General features: G+C 54.3%; 14 protein-coding genes. 9 read left to right on the top strand and 5 right to left on the bottom strand.

Going from position 1 to position 19,260, the window contains the following annotated elements:
* Positions 1 to 98: 98 nt before the first annotated feature.
* On the bottom strand, positions 99 to 890 hold the full coding sequence (locus FYZ48_RS16575; protein WP_149342293.1) for a hypothetical protein: 792 nt from the start codon (positions 888 to 890) through the stop codon (positions 99 to 101).
* Between the two features lie 356 nt (positions 891 to 1,246).
* On the opposite strand from FYZ48_RS16575, the gene FYZ48_RS16580 reads away from it, so the two are divergent.
* The 3 genes from FYZ48_RS16580 (at position 1,247) to FYZ48_RS16590 (ending at position 5,433) form a co-directional block, all read left to right on the top strand.
* Positions 1,247 to 1,987, top strand: a complete 741-nt coding sequence (locus tag FYZ48_RS16580; RefSeq protein ID WP_149342295.1) for an alpha/beta hydrolase — start codon at positions 1,247 to 1,249, stop codon at positions 1,985 to 1,987.
* A gap of 201 nt (positions 1,988 to 2,188) precedes the next feature.
* Entirely contained in the window at positions 2,189 to 4,510 is a 2,322-nt protein-coding gene (locus FYZ48_RS16585) for a hypothetical protein (protein ID WP_149342297.1), read from the top strand.
* The gene (locus FYZ48_RS16590; RefSeq protein ID WP_149342299.1) at positions 4,507 to 5,433 is read left to right on the top strand and encodes an ABC transporter ATP-binding protein; all 927 of its coding nucleotides are present in this window, start codon (positions 4,507 to 4,509) and stop codon (positions 5,431 to 5,433) included. Before FYZ48_RS16585 ends, FYZ48_RS16590 begins: the two co-directional genes overlap by 4 nt.
* A gap of 66 nt (positions 5,434 to 5,499) precedes the next feature.
* On the opposite strand, the gene FYZ48_RS16595 is transcribed toward FYZ48_RS16590, so the two are convergent.
* Complete coding sequence (locus FYZ48_RS16595) at positions 5,500 to 6,306, bottom strand: carboxylesterase family protein (protein ID WP_187782061.1); 807 nt, start codon at positions 6,304 to 6,306, stop codon at positions 5,500 to 5,502.
* Between the two features lie 375 nt (positions 6,307 to 6,681).
* On the opposite strand from FYZ48_RS16595, the gene FYZ48_RS16600 reads away from it, so the two are divergent.
* From FYZ48_RS16600 to FYZ48_RS16610, 3 genes are all read left to right on the top strand, one after another.
* Positions 6,682 to 9,474, top strand: coding sequence for a HEAT repeat domain-containing protein (locus FYZ48_RS16600; RefSeq protein WP_187782062.1), 2,793 nt, complete (start codon positions 6,682 to 6,684; stop codon positions 9,472 to 9,474).
* A 124-nt stretch (positions 9,475 to 9,598) separates the two neighbouring features.
* Positions 9,599 to 9,964, top strand: a complete 366-nt coding sequence (locus tag FYZ48_RS16605) for an STAS domain-containing protein (protein ID WP_145041575.1) — start codon at positions 9,599 to 9,601, stop codon at positions 9,962 to 9,964.
* Between the two features lie 53 nt (positions 9,965 to 10,017).
* Positions 10,018 to 11,088: an LOG family protein gene (locus tag FYZ48_RS16610; protein ID WP_145041576.1), complete on the top strand. Its 1,071-nt coding sequence runs from the start codon at positions 10,018 to 10,020 to the stop codon at positions 11,086 to 11,088.
* On the opposite strand, the gene FYZ48_RS16615 is transcribed toward FYZ48_RS16610, so the two are convergent.
* A complete protein-coding gene (locus FYZ48_RS16615; protein ID WP_242022691.1) occupies positions 11,089 to 11,748 on the bottom strand; it encodes an RNA polymerase sigma factor in 660 nt (219 codons plus the stop codon). It abuts the gene before it with no gap.
* A 163-nt stretch (positions 11,749 to 11,911) separates the two neighbouring features.
* Between FYZ48_RS16615 and FYZ48_RS16620 the strand changes: the two genes are divergently transcribed.
* On the top strand, positions 11,912 to 14,173 hold the full coding sequence (locus FYZ48_RS16620) for a serine/threonine-protein kinase (RefSeq protein ID WP_149342303.1): 2,262 nt from the start codon (positions 11,912 to 11,914) through the stop codon (positions 14,171 to 14,173).
* Between the two features lie 9 nt (positions 14,174 to 14,182).
* Here the strand turns inward: FYZ48_RS16620 and eno are convergent, their stop codons facing one another.
* Together eno and FYZ48_RS16630 are read right to left on the bottom strand one after the other, a co-directional pair.
* The gene (gene eno, locus FYZ48_RS16625; RefSeq protein WP_149342305.1) at positions 14,183 to 15,550 is read right to left on the bottom strand and encodes a phosphopyruvate hydratase; all 1,368 of its coding nucleotides are present in this window, start codon (positions 15,548 to 15,550) and stop codon (positions 14,183 to 14,185) included.
* A 112-nt stretch (positions 15,551 to 15,662) separates the two neighbouring features.
* Entirely contained in the window at positions 15,663 to 16,706 is a 1,044-nt protein-coding gene (locus tag FYZ48_RS16630; RefSeq protein ID WP_149342308.1) for a phosphotransferase family protein, read from the bottom strand.
* Between the two features lie 387 nt (positions 16,707 to 17,093).
* Between FYZ48_RS16630 and FYZ48_RS29805 the strand changes: the two genes are divergently transcribed.
* Both FYZ48_RS29805 and FYZ48_RS16640 read left to right on the top strand, forming a co-directional pair.
* Positions 17,094 to 17,987, top strand: coding sequence for a hypothetical protein (locus tag FYZ48_RS29805; protein WP_187782063.1), 894 nt, complete (start codon positions 17,094 to 17,096; stop codon positions 17,985 to 17,987).
* Between the two features lie 136 nt (positions 17,988 to 18,123).
* A complete protein-coding gene (locus FYZ48_RS16640; protein WP_149342310.1) occupies positions 18,124 to 19,062 on the top strand; it encodes a PIG-L deacetylase family protein in 939 nt (312 codons plus the stop codon).
* Positions 19,063 to 19,260: the final 198 nt, after the last annotated feature.

The raw sequence follows: 19,260 nt of genomic DNA on the forward strand, positions 1-19,260 counted from the left end.
TGATTAAACGTCACGTCAGTCAGGAACATGTTGACGCATCCTCTCCGAAAAGACAAGTGGCTGTAAATTCACATCGACTCTGGCGGAAGTGCAGATCCTTATTCCGGCATCGGCAGTGGTGGCAGAAATTCGGGTCCTTCCAGAGCCGGTGGCGGGGACTTCTGCTGCGGAGCGGGAAATACCGGTGCGGTCTTGCGAGCCGGCTTCCAGTCGGAATCGCGCTCTGGCTGACGAGGCTGGAGAGGTCGGGACCGCTGTGGTGTCCGGTTGGCAGGGAACTCAGGTTGCAGGTCTGAATTGGTTCCCGGCACCGGCGCCGGAAACGTCCGTTTCCCCGGCACCGAAACAGGAGGTGCATAATGAGCCTGTAACTGTCGAATTGAAAACTGCATCCCCTGTAAAGTTCCGTAAACTTCATTGAGACTCTGTTCCGGAATCATCTGGTAAGGAAATCCCTGACAGCGAAAACAGGGATCCGGGTACCCGTTACCGCCATAAAAGACATATCCGTTCGGTCCGGTCGGCTTGATTACCGGACTGGTCAAGACTGGTAACCGGGCCGATTTCAGCGTCTGCTCCAGATCCGTAACCAGCAGTTCCAGATCGACCAACGCCTGGTCCATCCCCTGGACGGGTGCCTTCAGGATGATCATCCGCTGAATGTCATCCGCCATCGCATGGATCTCACGTGCCTTCGAGTAGTACATGCGCTGTCCACGAATCCCCCGAAACCGATTGCGGATCTCCCTGCAGAGCTGAAACGAATCACGATTCAACTGGCTTCCCAACACTTCAGGCCCCGGCGACTGGGCATACAGGCCCCTCTCCTGCATGAACCACAGTCCCAGTAAGAGAACTATCAGGCCGAATTGTCTGGTGCGCTGAAACATCGTGATTCTCCTTCGATCAGATGCCAGAGAGTCTGATCCCCTGGCATACTCCTGCATCAATCAGTGTGCGTGCCTCAGGAAGGTCGCAAACCATGTTCCAGAATGAGCTGAGAAGCTTCAGAACTGCAGTAACTCTTGAATTATCAGGGTTTTAATCATACCCGTTTCTTTGAGAGCCCATCACAGCCGCTACCAGAGGACGACAGAGTGGTGCGGTTTCGATGACAATCGCCACAAATTGATTCAGACGGCTGGCTGCGCGATTGATAAAATGGCTCTGCGCAGACACAATCAGTGCTGTAAATCAATAACTCATAACTCTTTTAGCGTTTTCATACTGAATCGACGGTAATCTCATGGCTCTCACAACTCGTACCTTCGGTCCTCTCAGCTGCCAGATCTATGATCAGCTTCCCGCTGAGACGAAACCTCAAATCATCGTGGTCGTCTCACACGGATTTGGTGCCCCCGGTGACGACCTGGTTCCTTTAGGTCCGGAAATTCTTCGACAGAATGCGGCGCTCGCGGACAAAGTTCAATTCGTCTTTCCCGCAGCCCCCCTCTCTCTGATTGAGATGGGAATTCCCGGTGGACGTGCCTGGTGGATGCTGGATGTCGCCGCTCTGAATGAAGCAATCGCAACCGGGAAAATCCGAGATCAGCGCGGTCAGACTCCGGATGGACTGCTGGAAGCGGGTCAACAGTATCGTGCGATGCTCGATGCACTGCTGCAGGAAACAGGCGTCCCTCTGTCTCAGTGCGTGCTTGCCGGGTTTTCACAAGGTTCGATGGTATCCACAGAAGTGGCTCTGCAGCTGCCTGAGCCCCCAGCCGCACTGGCGATCTGGTCAGGCACCCTGCTTTGTGAAGAACGCTGGGGTGCTCTGGCGGATCAATCAGCCCGGTTTCCCGTTCAGCAGAGTCATGGCACCCAGGACCCGATTCTGCCTTTCGATGGGGCGATCTGGCTGAAAGAGATGCTGGAACAGCGGGACTATGCGGTCGATTTCACGGAATTCGTGGGTCCGCACACCATCCCACAGCCCGCACTGGACAAATTCGGCAGTCTGCTTGCTGATCTGACGAGCAGTCTTTGAGTGAAGAACAGGTTAATCCTCGGAAACCCTTTATTTGTCAAGGCCTTGTATTGAGACTGATCTCCACTCAGGACATAATAACAACAGCGAATTCACGTGATACATTCCAATTGACTTTTGAGTTCTTCAGACGACTCAAATCCATTACCAGAACTGTTTTCGGGCCTCTGTCCCGGTTTCCGGGGACAGAATTAAGATAGCATGAAATCACCTCTCGTATTCCGAACCTCACTCATTTCCATGCTGCTGTTACTGCTGTTCTGGGCACAGCCTTCCCTGTTGCCTGCAGCAGAACAGTCTGGTGCTGTTGAAGTCGAGCAGGTCCAGGTCGGTTTTGGCGGCATCTACAAGGTGGGACGCTGGGTTCCCGTGACGCTCAAAGTCGCGACGAAAGAAGCCACCAGTCTGCAATTCACGGTTACCGCCCTCTCCCCGGACGGAAACCCGACGGAAGTCCCCTCGCAGGTTTTTGAATGTCCGCAACCAGGTGAGTACCAGTTACGCTCCCTGTTCAAAGCTGGTCTGCTGGATTGCCCCTTACGGATCCGATTGAAAGAGCCCAAATCCCAGGCGGTCCTGCAGGAGTTCGCTTACTCACCCCGGTCTGCACAAAATCAGTTCGCAGGCATGGGAATCAAACAGTCAGTGGAGCTCTGGGCGACCATCGGTGAGGTAGCTGGATACAACACGATTTCTGAAACAGAACTGGAGACACTCGACCCGAATCTGGATCAGTACAGCGTTCAAATTTCCGATCAGGCACTCTTGCCCGAAGACGCCTACGGCTACGATACACTCGACACTCTGATTGTCGACAGCGACTACAGTGTGAGTGGGGTGAAAAACAGAGCGATTCGTGACTGGGTCGCCAGTGGCGGTCACCTGGTGATCTGCGTGGGCACTGACCAGGAGGCGTACCAGCAGAGTGATTTCGCCAAATGGATTCCGGTCAAGATTCTGGGAACCAGCCGCGTACGTGAACTGAGCAGCCTCGAACTGTACGCAACTGTCCGCTCGCGAATTCGCGGAGTCGCCACTGCTTCTCGCATTCAAATTGAATCTGGAGAAGTGCTGGCTACCTCGCTGGATGGCCCGCTGCTCGTCCGTGTTCCTTACGGACTGGGTGTGGTCACATTCCTGGCACTGGATCTGAATACCAGCCCGCTGTCCGGCTGGGACGGGTTGGAAAACCTCTGCCCCAAACTGGCACTCCGTGGAAATCAGGTCACCGCCACGCGCAGCAAAAATGCCGAGCTGGGCAAACGGATTTCGCAGACTGGTATTTCCGAACTGGAAACCCAGATGTTTCATTCACAGCAGAATTTCCTGGGTGTCAAACGTGCTTCACACTGGTGGGTCATGGGATTGATTCTGATCTACCTGCTGATCATTGGCCCCCTCGATTACCTCGTCGTACATCGGATCCTGAAGAAACCGCATATCACCTGGTTCACTTTTCCAACAATGGTACTGCTGGCTGCCGGCTGGGGTGTGTTGACCGCTCAACAGAACAACGGCTCCCAGTTGCATTCGACGCAATTGAATCTGACAGATTACGATGCCACCACCGGGCAACTCCGCGGGCGGTTTTACCTGAATCTCTACAGCCCGGAAACGCGGCGTTACCAGGTTCAGGTGATGTCTGAAATTCCCACAACCACAGTCCAGTCTGACAAGTTTCCGACACACCTCTGCTGGAATGGTCTGCCGGAAACCACGTTTGCCGGCATGTATCGCTCTGCCGAAGGAACGATTACGGGACCCACATATGAGTTCACTCCGGATTCCACCGAAATTAAAAATCTGCCTCTGCTGAAATGGGGCACCAAGAGTCTGCTGGGAGACTGGTCACAGCAGCAGCCAGAGCTGCTCACTTCGAATCTGACAGGGAACAGCCTGGGGCAACTCTCCGGTAATCTGACGCAGCATTTTTCCGGTCCTTTGAAAGACTGGGTGCTGGCGTATGGCAACCGAATCTACCTGCCACTCGTGAATCCGGAACAGCTGGAAGACTCATACATTCCTGCCGATCAGGTCTGGGACATCAACGGTCCGCTGGTCGAATCGCGTAACATTAAAGGTTATCTTACTGGCTCGGTTTCGCGACGGATCGCCGCCCGCGGCGCGAATGCAGGCAATGTTGTCACCGAGCAGACAGAATACGACGCCTTCTCCAAAAACGCCTATCAGATCCTGAAGATTCTGACATTCCATGAAAGCTCAGGGGGCTTCGGCTATACAGGGCTCTCCAATATCGCCGCCGAGCAACTGGATCTCACCGAACAATTGCGGCTGGGACGAGCAGTGCTGTTCGCGCGACTGGATCAGCCCCTCAGCCAGGTAAAGCTGGACGACACCGAGTTGCCTCAGGATCAGCAGGACACCTATCTGCGTGTCGTGATCCCCGTGAAACGCTCGCGAGAGATTCAATACGAGTTACCTTCGCTGGACGAAAAAGAGAACAAAGAAAAAGAAGAACTGCCCCAGCAGCAGGACACACCTACCGGGAGTGAGCAAGAGTGATTGAAACACGTAATTTAACCAAACGCTACGGTAACCTGGTTGCCGTGAATAATATCAATCTGAACCTGGGTGAAGGTGATGTCTTCGGTTTTATCGGCCCCAACGGTTCGGGCAAGACCACGACCATGCGGATGATCGCCACCCTGCTCAGTCCGGACTATGGCGAAGCCTATGTCTGCGGGAAATCGATCTATACACATCCCGAGGAAATCCGTCGCCTGGTCGGCTTCATGCCCGACTTCTTCGGCGTCTATGACGACATGACCGTGATCGAATACCTCGAGTTTTTCGCCTCGGCTTATCGCATCAAAGGGCCCCAGCGCCGCAAGGTCTGCGAAGAGAAACTGGAACTGGTCGATATGACCTTCAAACGGGATGCGATGGTCAATCAGCTTTCCCGCGGCCAGACTCAGCGAATCGGGCTGGCACGTGTGCTGCTGCATGAACCACAGGTGCTGCTCCTCGACGAACCTGCCAGTGGTCTCGACCCCCGTGCCCGTATCGAGATTCGTAACCTGCTCAAACGACTGGGGGAAATGAAGAAGACTGTGATCGTTTCCAGTCACATTCTGCCCGAACTGGCAGACGTGTGTACGCGGGTCGGCATGATCGAAAAAGGGAACCTGATCGTTGACGACAACGTCGATGAGGTCATGAAGAAGGCACGTCAGCGGATCCTGCTGCATGTCGCGGTGACTGAGAACACCGACAAGGCAGCAGCCCTGCTGGAAAAACATCCCCAGGTTTCCCAGTTGGAAATCAAGAAAGATGAGATGCTGGTGACGCTGCAGAATGATGTGAAGGACTATACCTTCATTCCCTCTCTGCTGATCGGAGAAGGCTTCCAGCTCAAGTTGTTCCGCGAAGAGGAAATCAACCTCGAAACCGCCTTCATGGAACTGACCAAAGGCCTCGTTCAGTAAATATTCCGTATCAGAGAGCAGGTTGACGCAGCAGTCTACGTCAACCTGATTCACTGATCGTGATGACTACTTCTTCTTTTTTGCTGCTTCACGCTTCGCTTTGCGTTCGGCTTCTGCTTTCGCTTCCGCAGCTCTGACTTCCTTTTCGGGTTTGCGTTTCTGCTTCAGCAGCCATTCGTAAACCTCGGGGTTGTTGTAGGTTTCCGTCCAGGAATCGTGTCCGGCTTCCGGATAGATCGTAAACGAAACATCGGCCTTTTCTTTCTTGAGCACATCGACCAGGGTCTGCGAACGTTCCAGTGGCACAGCGCCATCTTTCGCTCCGTGGAAAACCCAGATGGGAACGTGTTTGATTTTCTTGACCCAGAATTTTTCGCCACCGCCGCAAATCGGCACCAGGGCCGCGAACCGGTAAGGGGTATAGGCGGCCAGGGACCAGGTACCGAAGCCTCCCATACTCAGACCGGTTACATAAATCCGGTCTTTGTCGACTTTGTACTTCTTTTCAATGTCATTCAACAGGGCCGTCAGTTCCACCGGCTGCCAGAGTTGCTCTTCGGGACACTGGGGTGAAACCACGATGAAGGGGAACTGCTTTCCGTTCTTGATCAGCTTGGGTGGACCGTGAACCGTCACCAGATCCAGATTATCTCCCCGCTCTCCGGCACCGTGCAGAAACAGCATTAAGGGCCACTTTTCTTTCTCATCGTAATTCTCAGGCAGATAGATCAGGTAATCCATGTTGACCGGAATCGTGGTTTTGAGCTCTGCAGCCCCCTGCTTGCCCGACTGTGCTTTTTCTTCCGCCTCGATGGAAGCCCCGCTCATCAGCATGAGCAGTGCCAGTGCTCCTGGTAACATTTTTCGCAACATAGGTCTTTTCTCTCCGTATCCTGAACTGTGGTTCTGTGAAGTTAAGCAAGATAGATCCTGAGCATGACATACCCGCAGTCTCTCCGCAAGCGAACCATGGACGCGAAACAGAGTCTGCCCCGCCGTGAATCCAGGAAAAATACACAGCCTCCACAAATAGCAACTCACCCCATTTTAACAATATCAGCCCCACTTACAGTGGCCTCCACAGCCACCAATGAATGGAGACTGCTCTTCACCTAAATTCAGTCATCTGTTATTGTTCGGTCCTCAACTCCCGCTTCTGTTCCAGAAGTGAATCGTACTCACATCCCAACCTACCGATCTGTTTCGCGCATGAAATCTGCTTCCCCCTGCGGAATCAATTTAGCCCGAGTGTCAGAGGTTCGTCGAAGTCATCAAAAATGGCTGGCGTGGACTCTCCCGCTTCTGGTCTGCGCGGCACTCTCTGGATGTCAGAAAAGTCTGTTACAAAACGTCAGTGAAACGCCGGTCGTGACTGCCTTCAAAGAGGTAGAGACCTTCAAACCAGAGATCCCCGCCGAACTGGAAGGCTTAAACGTTTATCTCTCCCAGGATCTGTGGGTCAAAAACCATCACTGGTCTCCGTACGACGAATGGAAAACGCTTCGCGATTTGAAAACGACCGAACTCTCTGCACCACACAACCATCGCTGGCTGTTTGGCGTCAAACAGGACAGCTCCCCCCTGCAGCAGGTCGCGCAAGCTATCGAAACGACTGATAAGTCAGCAAAAGCAGAACAGGTCGCAGACGATACCACACCAGAGAAATCAGCTGGGACTGAGAAACCGACTGCCCCCAAAAATAACTCAGCAGCAGAGAGCTGGTCGTTCAATGCCCTGCATGACTTCTTCCACCGGGAAGAAGACAACGAACCAGCGCATAAGTCACAGAAAATTGCCGCCCTGCAGCAGCTGGCTGCACACGATACACTGGCAGGCTGGAACGCAACCATCCTCTGGGCCACCCTGGCCCCCCGGACTGCGGCCGACACCATTCCGACGCTGGAGAAGCTGGTCTGTGAAGCGGATAAGCGTTCGGACTCCGAATCAAAATCTGATAAGAAAAAGAAAGCCAGCGTTTCGCCAGGCATACGACTCGCTGCATTGAATGGTCTCTCACTTGTACTGGCACATGCAGACGCGCTGCCTATTGAGACTAAGCAACGCCTGACCCAACTGCTTTCGCGTCCTGATATTTCCTTCAAGCTGCGAGGGGAACTGTATCGCAGCCTGTCACGTTTCATGCCGCCTGCTCAAATCACATCCATGAACCAGTCGATGGATATCACTGACAGCAGCGCATTGCCACCGAAGGAACTTCGCCGGGCGGCCCTGGAAGGCTGTATCATGCACGGCCTCTGGTTTTATGCGGAACCCGATCAGTTTTCCCATCGCACTGCAGCCTCACAACAACCGCGTCCTTACCAGTCTTCTGCCTGGCCTGAGAATATCATGCAGGTTCGCTGGGATCCGGATGCCATCATCCGTTGGAACTTCGGCTACTGGGCGGCCGTGGTTCGTCATCCCGACGCCGAAGCCATCCTGACCGCACAGCTCAAAGACGCTGATCTGCTGGTACAGAACAAAGCAATCAGAAACCTGGGACTGCTGGGCAGCGACTCTGCCCTACGTATGTTGAAACAGCAATCCACCCGCCCCCAGGAAACAGCACGTGTCGCCGCTGCGACGGGCCTGAGTTCCTGGGGTCCGGTTTACCTGGCTGGCCTGGGAGATGACAGCTCCTCTGCCGTACGCCTGGCGGTCGCCGAAGGTCTGGGGCAGTCTCCCACGGCTGATGCCGCCTTGCAACTGAAGTCCCTGATCAATGACCGCAGCACCGAAGTACAACTCACCGTGATTGAATCGATCCGACACTGGCCAGACGAACTGGCAATCCCACTCCTGCTGGAAGGGATTAAGGAAGGCGTCTTCAAAACACGCCGCGCCAGTGTGCTGCAGCTGACTGAACGGACTGGTGTCGGCGGGATCATCTCCATCGAAGCCTCACGTGAAGAACGGGCAGCCGCCATCCAGTCACTGGTGCAGTCGGGACAACTTCCCGGCGGATTCTGGACGCAGTTGATGCAGAAGGGAATCCATCAGGAATCCCGCGTGAATCAGGGACGTGTCGCAGAACTGCAGGCTTACTTCCAACAGTTGATCAACCAGAGCCCCGACGCTCCCGGCTGGAAACACGCTTTCCAGGAGTTGACCCAGTTGACACCTGAAGAAGTCAATCAGCTGGAGAAGATGATTCTGGAGACATCGGTTGCCATCCCGGAAGAGGTATACAGCGACCTGCTTCCCAAACTCGATACAAATTACGCGGCACTCCAGCAGTTGAACAGTTCGCATGTCACCGACCGTCGTCAGGCGGCCCAGCAACTGTTTATGAGCTCACAGAAATCTTCGCTCAATCCGGTGATCGTCAAACGTCTGCGTACCATGATGTCCCGGGAACAGGACCGGCTCGTCTGGCGGATTGTGATGGAATCGATCTCCCGAGACAGCTATGAAGAGGCCGCCCAGCTTGCCCTGCTGGCAATCAACCACAACTGGCCTGACATTCGGGTGCTGGGCTGCGAGTATTTTGGTGCTCACGGAATTCCCCAGTATGCCCCCTGGGTCTTACCCCTGTTGAATGACAGCAACCATTCCGTGCAACTGGCGGCTATTCGAGCGCTGGGGCACTGCCATAATCCCATCGCCATCAATGGGGTTCAAACGGACGAACAAAACCCGTCGCGACCGGCGTCTCTGCGGAACCTGTTAACCCATTCAAATCAACGCGTCCGTTTTGAAACCGTAGTCGCCTTGAGCCACCTGGGCGACTTTCAGGGCATGCAGGAACTGGTGCGTCTTTCCAACGACACCCGCAGTGCAGTCAGGCGGGACGCCGTGCGGGAAATGGGTGAATCGGGGCAGACGCGCTTCGTAGAACCACTGATCCAGATGGCCTGGACCGAACGTAACTCTTCCACCCTGGAAGAGATTCTGAGCAGCCTGGGCAGACTGGTTCCCCCATCCGATCAACCAGCGGAATTGAAGACGGTTTCCAGCCCCAGCGAACAGGCAAAAATCTGGATGAACTGGTGGCAAACTCAGCACTCGGGGGCCAGTTCGCGGCTGTTTACAGGGAGTTAAGTGTGAAATCTCGTTTTTGGGCCTCTAGTAGCCTGTTCTCGCCTCGGTGTTCACAGTATTATGGGCTGTAATTGCACTCATTTTCAGTATCCAGAGAATCACATCTTCACCGCGGAACGACTTCATGACGAACTACCACGACGATTTTCAATTGGAATGGCATGGAAACACGGTTGTAATCATTCCGGCGAGCAACGTGGAATCTATGAGCTGGGACCTGATCGAACAGGCCGCTGATATCGTCATGGCACCGTTGCAGGAAGTCGAAATTCCCATGGTTGTTTTTGACTTGAGTGATGTGAGTTACTTTGGCTCGGTCTTCCTGGCCCTGCTGCTGCGATGCCACAAACATGTGCGCAGTCGTGGAGGCGAACTGGTTCTGTGCGGTGCCAGTAAAATGGCCAGCGAATTACTCCGCATTACGGCTTTAGACACTCTCTGGGCGATTTACGAAACCAGGGACGAAGCCCTCGATGCCCTGATGGGTTAACGATTCATTACCAGCCTTCATCTCGACCAGCCACATTAAAGGATTAATTGATCATGTCGAGGAAATATCGAAAAACCCGCCCCCGCGTTTCTGAGTCTGACGTACTGCCAACGGAACACTGCACCGAGCTGTATCCGCACGAATCGATCATTGCCAGTATTAAAGACACAGCCGACAAACTCAAGCAGGACCAGGCAACGCGCGGCGACCTCAAGATTCTCGACCGGGCACTCAAAGAACTGCGCTACGCCTTCAAGGTTTTCACACCTTACCGCAAGCAGCGAAAAGTGACCGTCTTCGGCTCAGCCCGAACTCTGCCCGACGATCCCGCTTACCAGCAGGCTCTGCAATTCGGTCGTAGAATGGCAGAAGAAAAATGGATGACCGTTACCGGTGCCGGCCCGGGGATCATGGAAGCCGCACACGTAGGTGCCGGGACCGATATGTCGATGGGCGTTAATATCATGCTCCCGTTCGAGCAGGAACCCAATTACGTCATCCATAAAGACGAAAAACTGGTCAACCTGAACTACTTCTTCACTCGTAAACTGCTGTTTGTGAAAGAGGTCCACGCGATTGTCTGTTGTGCGGGTGGATTCGGCACCCAGGACGAAGCCTTCGAAACCCTGACGCTGGTTCAGACCGGGAAACGGGATCCGATGCCCATCGTCTTACTGGAAGCACCGGGAGGCACGTACTGGAATGACTGGAAAGCTTACATTGAAAACAATCTGCTGAAGAATGAGTTAATTTCTCCAGAAGACATGTCGTTATTCCATATCACAGACGATATCGAAGACGCCGTCGATGAGATCATCGGATTTTACAGCGTCTATAACAGTATGCGTTACGTCAACGGACGCCTGGTACTGCGTCTGCACGTTGAACCCAGCAACAAATTCGTGGAGCAGCTGAACAACGAATTCAAAGACATTCTTGAATCAGGCATCATCACCAAGGTCGATGCCCATGAACTGGAAATGGATGACGAGCACCTGGCCGACCTGCCCCGAATTTCGCTGCTGTTCAACCGCAAAAACCTGGGACGTTTACGGCAGATGATTGACCGCATCAACTCGGAACTGGCTCCCGCTCCTGGCGAAGAGGAGGAGGAAGAAGAATAGTCAGCCTCCCAGCAGACTTTTAAATTCATCTTCCTGTTTGAGCTGCTCCTGTAGCTTCGCCATCGCACGGCTGACGAGCACCCGCACTGCCACATCCGATTTATCCAGTTGTTCAGCGATCTCACTGGAATTGAGTCCTTCAACATATTTCAGTCGAATGGCCTCGCGACTTTCCTCGGGGAGAGACTCCAGTGCGGTCAGAAGTTTCATTTCCCGGGCACCGCGGGAGAACGCCTGGCTGGGGCTGGTCATACTGGCTACCAGCAGATCCATAAAGCCCTGCCCTGCTCCCTCACCGCCTGCAGGCTGACGAATCTCCCGTCCGGCGGCCCGCTTCTGCACCTGAAAGTATTTGCGGTGATTGTCAATGATCCGGCGTTCTGCGAGATGACAGAGCCAGTTGAAGGGAGTTTTCTTTTCGAAATAAAATTCAGAAAATGTTGAGACGGCATTCAGCGAGACTTCCTGCAGAATGTCGTTCGCCTCCACTTTGGATTTCAGCGCATCACTCATGTTCTTGTTGATGAACGCCAGCAAAGGGGCGCGATGAATTTCGAGAAATTCCAGCAGCGCGGGTTCGCTGCCCTGCTGAATCTGTTGGATCAATTCTTCAATATCTGCCGCCATGCCGCTGCTTACTTCCTGCCTGAGTTCAACCATTTACGCACAGCATTCTGCTTTCATCGCCGTGCAGGATTGATTACCATGTGGACTGTATTACCGAAGACATTGACATTTTATAGCACGTCCAGCGCCTGTCAGCCACATAAACCTGCTCGATTCCAGGTCTGAATCCGCCAAACCATTACCCGGGAGTTCACTGTTGTCCGAAGCTACGCCAGGTCTTGAATCAACAGAGAGCCAGCTTGCGCTTGATGCATTGACTGAAGCCATGGAACAGTTTGTTTCCGACTGGGAGTCTGCAGAAGAACCGCCCGAGTTACGTGCTTATCTTTCACAAACACAGCCGGTTCCGGTTTTTCTGTTGAGCGAGTTGATCAAAATTGACCTCGAATATCGCTGGCAGCGTTTTAATTTCCCGAAACGCCTGCAGGAATACCTGGAGGAATTCCCCGAACTGCAGACCGCGAGCCTGCCCGTCGATCTGCTCTATGAAGAATATCATCTCCGGCGGCAGAACGGTTTTGATGTCGATCCCCACGAATACCTGGGTTACCTCCCCACGGGTAGTCCACAATTGCAGCAACTCTTCGATCTGGATCATGCCTACCAGACCACCAGTCTATTCCACAAGACCCGACCTCAGACATGGCATCAGTTTCAGCCCGGACAGACGGTAGATGATTTTGATCTGCTGACCCTGCTCGGTCAGGGTGCGTTTGCCCGCGTCTTCCAGGCACGCCAGAATTCGATGCAGCGTCTGGTCGCTTTGAAAATCTCGGAGGATTCCAGCGACGAACCACAGACCCTGGCTCAGTTCGACCACGAAAATATCGTGCGGGTGTTTGACCAGCGCATCCTTCCCGATGAAAAACTGCGTCTGTTGTATATGCAGTATCTGCCGGGAGGTACTCTGCAGTCAGTAATTGAACTGATTCGCAAAACCGCGCCCGCAGAACGCTCAGGCAGCCTGCTGGTTTCCGCTTTGAACCAGTCACTGGAATTGCGGGGAGAAAGCCGACCGACCGAGTCGGTCACCTACCAGACCCTGAATTCACTCAGCTGGCCCGAGACGATCTGCTGGATCGGCATCCGGCTGGCGAAAGCGCTGGACTATGCCCATCAGAAAGGGGTCCTGCACCGCGACATCAAGCCTGCGAATGTGCTGCTGACTGCGGAAGGGGTTCCCAAACTGGCCGACTTCAACATCAGCTTCAGCTCGCATGTGACAGGGACGACGCCCGCAGCCTATTTCGGGGGCAGCCTGGCTTACATGTCGCCCGAACAGCTGGAAGCCTATGATCCGACACATACGCGCCTGCCCGAAAGCCTGGATGAACGCAGCGATCTCTTTTCGCTGGGGCTGATGCTGGCCGAGTTGCTGACCGGAAAACGCCCCTTTGATAATCCTGCGATGACAGACAGCTGGTCCAGTCTGCTCAGTCAGATGATCGAACAGCGCAAAGCCGGTCAGAGTCTGCAGGCAGCCCCTCAGCACCTACCCCCCGATTGCCCCGAGCATCTGATTACCGTGCTCCAGAAATGCCTGGCTCCCGATCCTGCAGAGCGATGGAGCTCGGGCCAGGAACTGGCCAGCCAGCTCGAGTTATGTCTGAATCCACGTGCCCAGCAGATCCTGTTTCCTTCATCGAAAAGCTGGTTTGCCCGCTGTACCGGGTGTGAAGTACTGATCGTAATTTTGATCGTCGCGATACCGAATATCCTCGCGGGACTGTTTAACTTTTTCCACAACCAGAAGCACATCATCGAGCAACTGAAAAATTCACAGGATGCCTTCTGGAATATCCAGACCACGATCAATTTGATCGCCTACCCGACCGGCCTTGGTCTGATGGGCTGGCTTACCTGGACACTGGTCAGAGAACGCGCCCCGAAACGAGCTCCTGCGCAGCCCGCTGCACCACCAGATACGATGCTACAGAAACGTTGCCTGCGGCTCGGGCACTATGCCGCCCTGATCTGCACCACGCTCTGGATCATCGCGGGGATCGCCTATCCGGTGAGCATGCATTACGCCATCGGTTCGCTGCCGGTCTCCGCGTATCTGCATTTCCTGGGATCTCTGCTGCTCTGCGGTTTGATTGCTGCCAGTTATCCGTTTTTTGGCGTCACGTATTTCAGCCTGCATACGATTTATCCACAGTTGATCGAGCGGGCTGATTTCAGCCAGCAATCTCCTGAGCCACTGGAGCGACTCAAGAAATTGGGCTGGGTCTATCTGATCCTGGCGTTCCTGGTGCCGATGCTCAGCATTGCCGCCCTGGCGATATTAAACCTGGATGATAAACTAGCCATCGTGCTGATCACAGTCGCAGGCACACTGGGAGCGGTCAGTATCTTTCGCGTGTTTCAGTCGCTCCAGGCTGACCTGGATGCACTCATCACGCTCTACTCCCGGAACCAGCGCGGTCCACAGTCGGCTTCGCTCTCCGGAATCAACTGAAAGACCTGCTTACCGCTGCAGACTGGAGAAGATTCCGCCTCCATGGTAGGGAGCCCGATCCGCCAGCAGTTCCTCGAGTCGCAGCAGCTGATTGTATTTGGCCAGGCGTTCGCTACGTCCCACGGAGCCCACCTTCAGCTGACCGGCACCGGTTGCCACAACCAGGTCGGCGATGGTGGTATCTTCGGTTTCACCGCTGCGTGCAGAGACGACGGGCCAGTAACCGTGATCGATGGCCATCCGCAGGGTTTCCAGCGTTTCGGTCAGAGTGCCGATCTGGTTAAGTTTGACCAGCACACTGTTCGCGGTCTGACTGGAGATTCCCTGCTGCAGCCGCTGTCGATTGGTCACGAACAGATCGTCTCCAATCAGCTGCACGCGATGCCCCAGGCGTTCGGTGAGTTTCTTCCAGCCTTCCCAGTCATCTTCAGCCAGGCCGTCTTCGATACTGACGATCGGATAGGTGTCGACCCAGCGTTCCAGCATGTTAATCACATCGTCGGCTGAGAGTGCTTCCTCACCCGTCGCATTCAGGTGATAGGTGTTACTCTCCGCGTCATAGAAGTGCGTACTCGCGACATCCAGACCGATGGCGACATCGTCGCCCGGTGTCAGGCCCGCGGCTTCGATGGCACCGACCACGTATTTGACCGCTTCGCTGTTGCAGGAGAGTTTGGGACCGTAGCCCCCCTCATCACCGATGAGGGTGCCTTCATGTCCCGTCTTATTGAGGATCTGTCCCAGACGGCGGTAGATAGTCACGATCCATTCAAAGGCCTGACGATACGAGGTCGCTCCGACTGGCAGAATCAGGAAATCCTGGAAATCGAGATTGCGGCCTGCGTGCAGTCCTCCCGAGATCATGTTGACCATCGGGAGTGGCAGGGACATCGACTGTGCCAGGAGCGAGGTTCGTGCCCGCTGCGCCGGTTCGACACCGGTCTGTGACTCGAGATAGTCCGACCAGATTTCCGCAAACCGTTCTACAGGGCTCTGCTCTTGTGCCTCGGCAGAAGCGTAGGCCGCGGCCAGGGAGGCCCCCAGAATTGCGTTTGCCCCCAGTCGTGATTTGTTTTCTGTTCCGTCCAGTTCGCGAAGCCGATCATCGATGGCCCGCTGGTCAGCCGCATCCTGACCGATCAGCGCATCCGCAATATCGCGGCGGACATTCTCGACAGCGCGGGTCACTCCCAGTCCGTCAAAGCGTTCGGGGTCTTCATCTCGCAGTTCGACGGCTTCAAACTTTCCGGTGCTGGCGCCACTGGGTACGATGGCTCGCCCCGGACGACAATTGGCACAACAGATTTCGACCTCCACTGTGGGATTGCCCCGACTGTCAAAAACTTCGCGTGCCTGAACATACTCGATTTGTGTCATGACAGAATACTCTCCCGTCTGCCTTTGTAGTTCCGAATGATTGCCTGACGCTCTCAGGCAGTTCCTTATTTAAACATAACAGGATTTTCGGGCCGCGTCACCCGAGCGTCCCTCAGGAGGTCAGCATCTCCCGCAGTCTTTGAAATGCCTGCGGCAGTGAGGCCGGTGCGTCCAGAATCAGCGATAGCGCGAAAGATCGAACCTGATCCTGCTGTGCGCTGGAGAGGTAATCGACCGTACTCTTACCATCGACGCGGGCCAGCATGCAGGCTGCCAGATGTTTGATGGTCCGCTGACCGATCTGTGGTTCCTCCATTTTAGCAGACTCCGATCCCGGCTCCAGAGGCGCGACGACCTCGGTGCTGAGGTAGGACTTCCAGAATGTTTCCGCCAACTCAATACAGTGCGTTCCCTCTGCCTGAAAATAAATGGCCTTGAGCAGGAGATGACTCAGAAAGAATCCCAGATCAAAAGCCGGATCACCAAAATGGGCCGTCTCAAAATCGACCAGGTGGATCTGCTCGTCGGTGATCAGGATATTCTTGGGACTGAAGTCCGCCAGCACCAGGCAGAGCCGATGCGCGGACATTTCCTCGATCAGTTCTGCAACCCACTCTTTGATTTCCGGATGTGAGCGGACGATGAACCGGTAAAAAGGATCGATGCGCAGCTGGTCAAAGATCTCCCAGTTCCCCCACCGCTGCTGATAGCCTTCCTGAAGAAACGACTTTCTGTGGATGGCGCTCAGATATTTCCCCAGTTCGAGGGCCACCGTTTGATTAACCCGGCCATCCAGCAGTTCTGCCTTCCAGACCCTGTGATCAGCGGCGATGGCTTCCATGGCGAACAGGTAGTTATCCCGATCCTCGAACAGCACACGCGGGACCACCCCCGCGGGTAACAGTTGATCCAGTTCCTGCATCACTTCCAGTTCGCGCCAGATCCGCTCCAGCTGACTGAACCACTCGGCCTGGGTCCGCAGCTGCTTGCGGGACTGCTTGATCACAAAATCGGCGTCCGCTGCCCGATCTATACGAATGACGATATTGGAGACCCCCCAGGCCAATGCCTCGGCGTCAGCCTGCTCATCAGGTTCCAGCTGTCCCTGTTCCCTGAGATACTCAATCACGTTCTCCGCAGTGATCTCCCGCTCCATGTTTTCTTCCCATAAGTTGATAACTGGTAAGCGTTAATCGTGTTTTGACCGCTTCATCTTAATCTGAGATTCCTTCTCTTAACAGGCTTAGAATGCGCTTCCCCGGAGGAAATCAGCAGGCGGTGTGCTCAAGGCACTTTCCTCACCAGCCGCATAACCTGCATTATCCGCTGCTACGCAGGAATTACCTGACCGGTTTGACTTTAACAACAGGCAGGTTGAGTTGTGAAAAACTTGGTTTACCAGCAACTTTTTGTTGCCAGAACCAATTTGTATGCTGTAAGATGATAATGTTGGGTTAGTTGTAATAAATAGCTGATTCAGCGACTTCTCGTCTTACACCACAAGAAAGTGGTATTTTCTCCGTGAACCACAGGAACGTTTTCTATGTTGTCCACAAAAACCGCGTCCCGATTTTTGACAATTTTGACCGCTGGCTGCCTGGCTCTGTGCCTGAGCACAAACGTGGAGGCCGGCAAAAAATCGATCCGTCCGCAAAAATATGATCCTTCTGCAGAAAAGGTAGATGATCTGTTTGACGCCATGGAGTCCGGTCTGGTCGATGTCGAAATCATCGCGAAGAGCTCCAAAGGTGGCAACGTTCTGATTACGAACAATAACGATAAACCGTTGAACGTAAAATTGCCGGAAACATTCCTGGCAGTTCAGGTTCTTAAGCAGGGTGCCCTCGGCGGTGGCCTGGGTGGCGGCGGTCTGGGCGGTGGCTTAGGCGGCGGCTTAGGCGGCCAGGGAGGTCAGGCACAGACAGCAGGCGGTGGTGCCGGCGGTGGTCTGGGCGGCGGACTCGGTGGTGGATTAGGGGGAGCCGGTGGCGCTGGTGGTGCCGGCGGTGGTTTCTTCTCTGTTCCTCCTGAAAAAACTGTTTACGTTCCTTACACTTCGGTCTGTCTCGAACACGGTAAAAAAGAGCCTTCCTCACGGATGGAATACCGGATGGTCAAAACTGAAGACATGGTCAAAGATCCTGCTCTGCAGGAACTGCTGAAGTTGGTCGCAACCGGCCGGGTTAACCAGCAGGCAGGTCAGGCAGCAGCCTGGCACCTCGCCAACAAGATGAGCTGGCAGGAACTCGCTTCAAAATCAATCAAACACGTTGGTGGTCTGCCACCTTCGCCTTACTTCAATCCTGCTGAACTGCAGTTCGCCGTTCAACTGGTTGGCATTTCTCACGAACGTGCCCGCAACCGGAAAGACGTCGACAAATCTGAAGAAGCCCCTGCCCGGGCTCAGACAGAAACTGTTCGCAGCTTTTCCAAGTAAAGCAATGCAAGACATCACAAGGCTCGCTTCGGCGAGCCTTTTTTTATGCGCCACACTACCATCTGGTTAAGCTGTCCGGTATTTTGGATACATGTCTCAACATTGATCTGAATCCCCCCTACCGGAGCTCTCGACCATGATACTGCTACTGCGAAACGCCTTCGCCCCCCTGTTACTCCTCGCCTGTCCTCTGCTGATTCTCCCCTCCGCACTCTCTGCTGCAGACAACGAACCGCTGCGCATCATCTGCTTTGGTGCGCATCCGGATGATGCGGAATATAAAAACGGAGGCACCGCAGCCTTGTGGGCCGAACAGGGACATAAAGTCAAACTGGTATCAGTCACGAATGGTGACATCGGTCACTTTGAAATGGCCGGCGGCACGCTGGCACAGCGTCGTAGCGCAGAAGTCAAAGCCGCCGGTAAGATCCTGGGAGTGGAAACGGAAGTTCTGGATATCCACGATGGCGAACTGTTGCCGACTTTGGAGAACCGGAAAAAGATCGTCAAACTGATCCGGGAATGGAAAGCGGATCTGGTCATCTCACATCGTCCGTGGGACTACCATCCCGACCATCGTTATGTGGGTGTGCTTGTGCAGGACGCCGCGTTCATGGTGACGGTTCCCTATTTCTGCCCCGATGTCCCGCGGCTGAAAAAGAACCCCGTCTTCATGTATTCGAGTGACGGCTTTCAGAAACCCTATCCATTCCGTCCGGATGTCGTTGTCGCTTTAGACAATGTGTTTGAAAAGAAACTGAAAGCGGTTGCCCAACTGGTATCTCAGTCTCTGGAAGGGGGCGCTGGTGGCAGCCCGGAACGCGCCGCCAAAGTTCCTCCCGCGAATCCCCCGGAACTGCGAGTCGAACATCTCCGCCCTTCCTGGACGCGACGTCAGTCGAATGAAGCCAACAAGTACCGTACAGAGCTGATTAACATTTACGGCGAAGACGTTGGCAAGCAGGTCAAATACGCTGAATCGTTCGAACTCTGCGAATACGGTTCACGCCCCAACAAACAGGCTTTACTCAAACTGTTTCCGATTGAAGCATCGATTCCCAAGAAAGACGAATAACCTGCTGCGAATCATCTGCGGTTCCGTTGCCTGAACAGCGGATAATCACCAATCAGACCTTGAGAGATGAGATTTACTCTTCTCTCAAGGTTTTTCACGTTATGGTCTGGTCAGAGGCACACGCGGTGAGAATAATTGACAATAGTAGTCTGATCCGATTACTATTATCTGTAACAGCGATCATCAAGGGGACTCACC

Source organism: Gimesia chilikensis (genome assembly GCF_008329715.1).
In the GTDB taxonomy this organism is placed as follows: Bacteria; Planctomycetota; Planctomycetia; order Planctomycetales; family Planctomycetaceae; genus Gimesia; species Gimesia chilikensis.

Coding starts and splice junctions, on each gene's coding strand:
- FYZ48_RS16585 (WP_149342297.1), top strand. CDS start 2,189: ATGAAATCACCTCTCGTATTCCGAACCTCACTCATTTCCATGCTGCTG.
- eno (WP_149342305.1), bottom strand. CDS start 15,550: ATGACACAAATCGAGTATGTTCAGGCACGCGAAGTTTTTGACAGTCGG.
- FYZ48_RS16595 (WP_187782061.1), bottom strand. CDS start 6,306: ATGTTGCGAAAAATGTTACCAGGAGCACTGGCACTGCTCATGCTGATG.
- FYZ48_RS16580 (WP_149342295.1), top strand. CDS start 1,247: ATGGCTCTCACAACTCGTACCTTCGGTCCTCTCAGCTGCCAGATCTAT.
- FYZ48_RS16615 (WP_242022691.1), bottom strand. CDS start 11,748: ATGGTTGAACTCAGGCAGGAAGTAAGCAGCGGCATGGCGGCAGATATT.
- FYZ48_RS16640 (WP_149342310.1), top strand. CDS start 18,124: ATGATACTGCTACTGCGAAACGCCTTCGCCCCCCTGTTACTCCTCGCC.
- FYZ48_RS16605 (WP_145041575.1), top strand. CDS start 9,599: ATGACGAACTACCACGACGATTTTCAATTGGAATGGCATGGAAACACG.
- FYZ48_RS16630 (WP_149342308.1), bottom strand. CDS start 16,706: ATGGAGCGGGAGATCACTGCGGAGAACGTGATTGAGTATCTCAGGGAA.
- FYZ48_RS29805 (WP_187782063.1), top strand. CDS start 17,094: ATGTTGTCCACAAAAACCGCGTCCCGATTTTTGACAATTTTGACCGCT.
- FYZ48_RS16610 (WP_145041576.1), top strand. CDS start 10,018: ATGTCGAGGAAATATCGAAAAACCCGCCCCCGCGTTTCTGAGTCTGAC.
- FYZ48_RS16575 (WP_149342293.1), bottom strand. CDS start 890: ATGTTTCAGCGCACCAGACAATTCGGCCTGATAGTTCTCTTACTGGGA.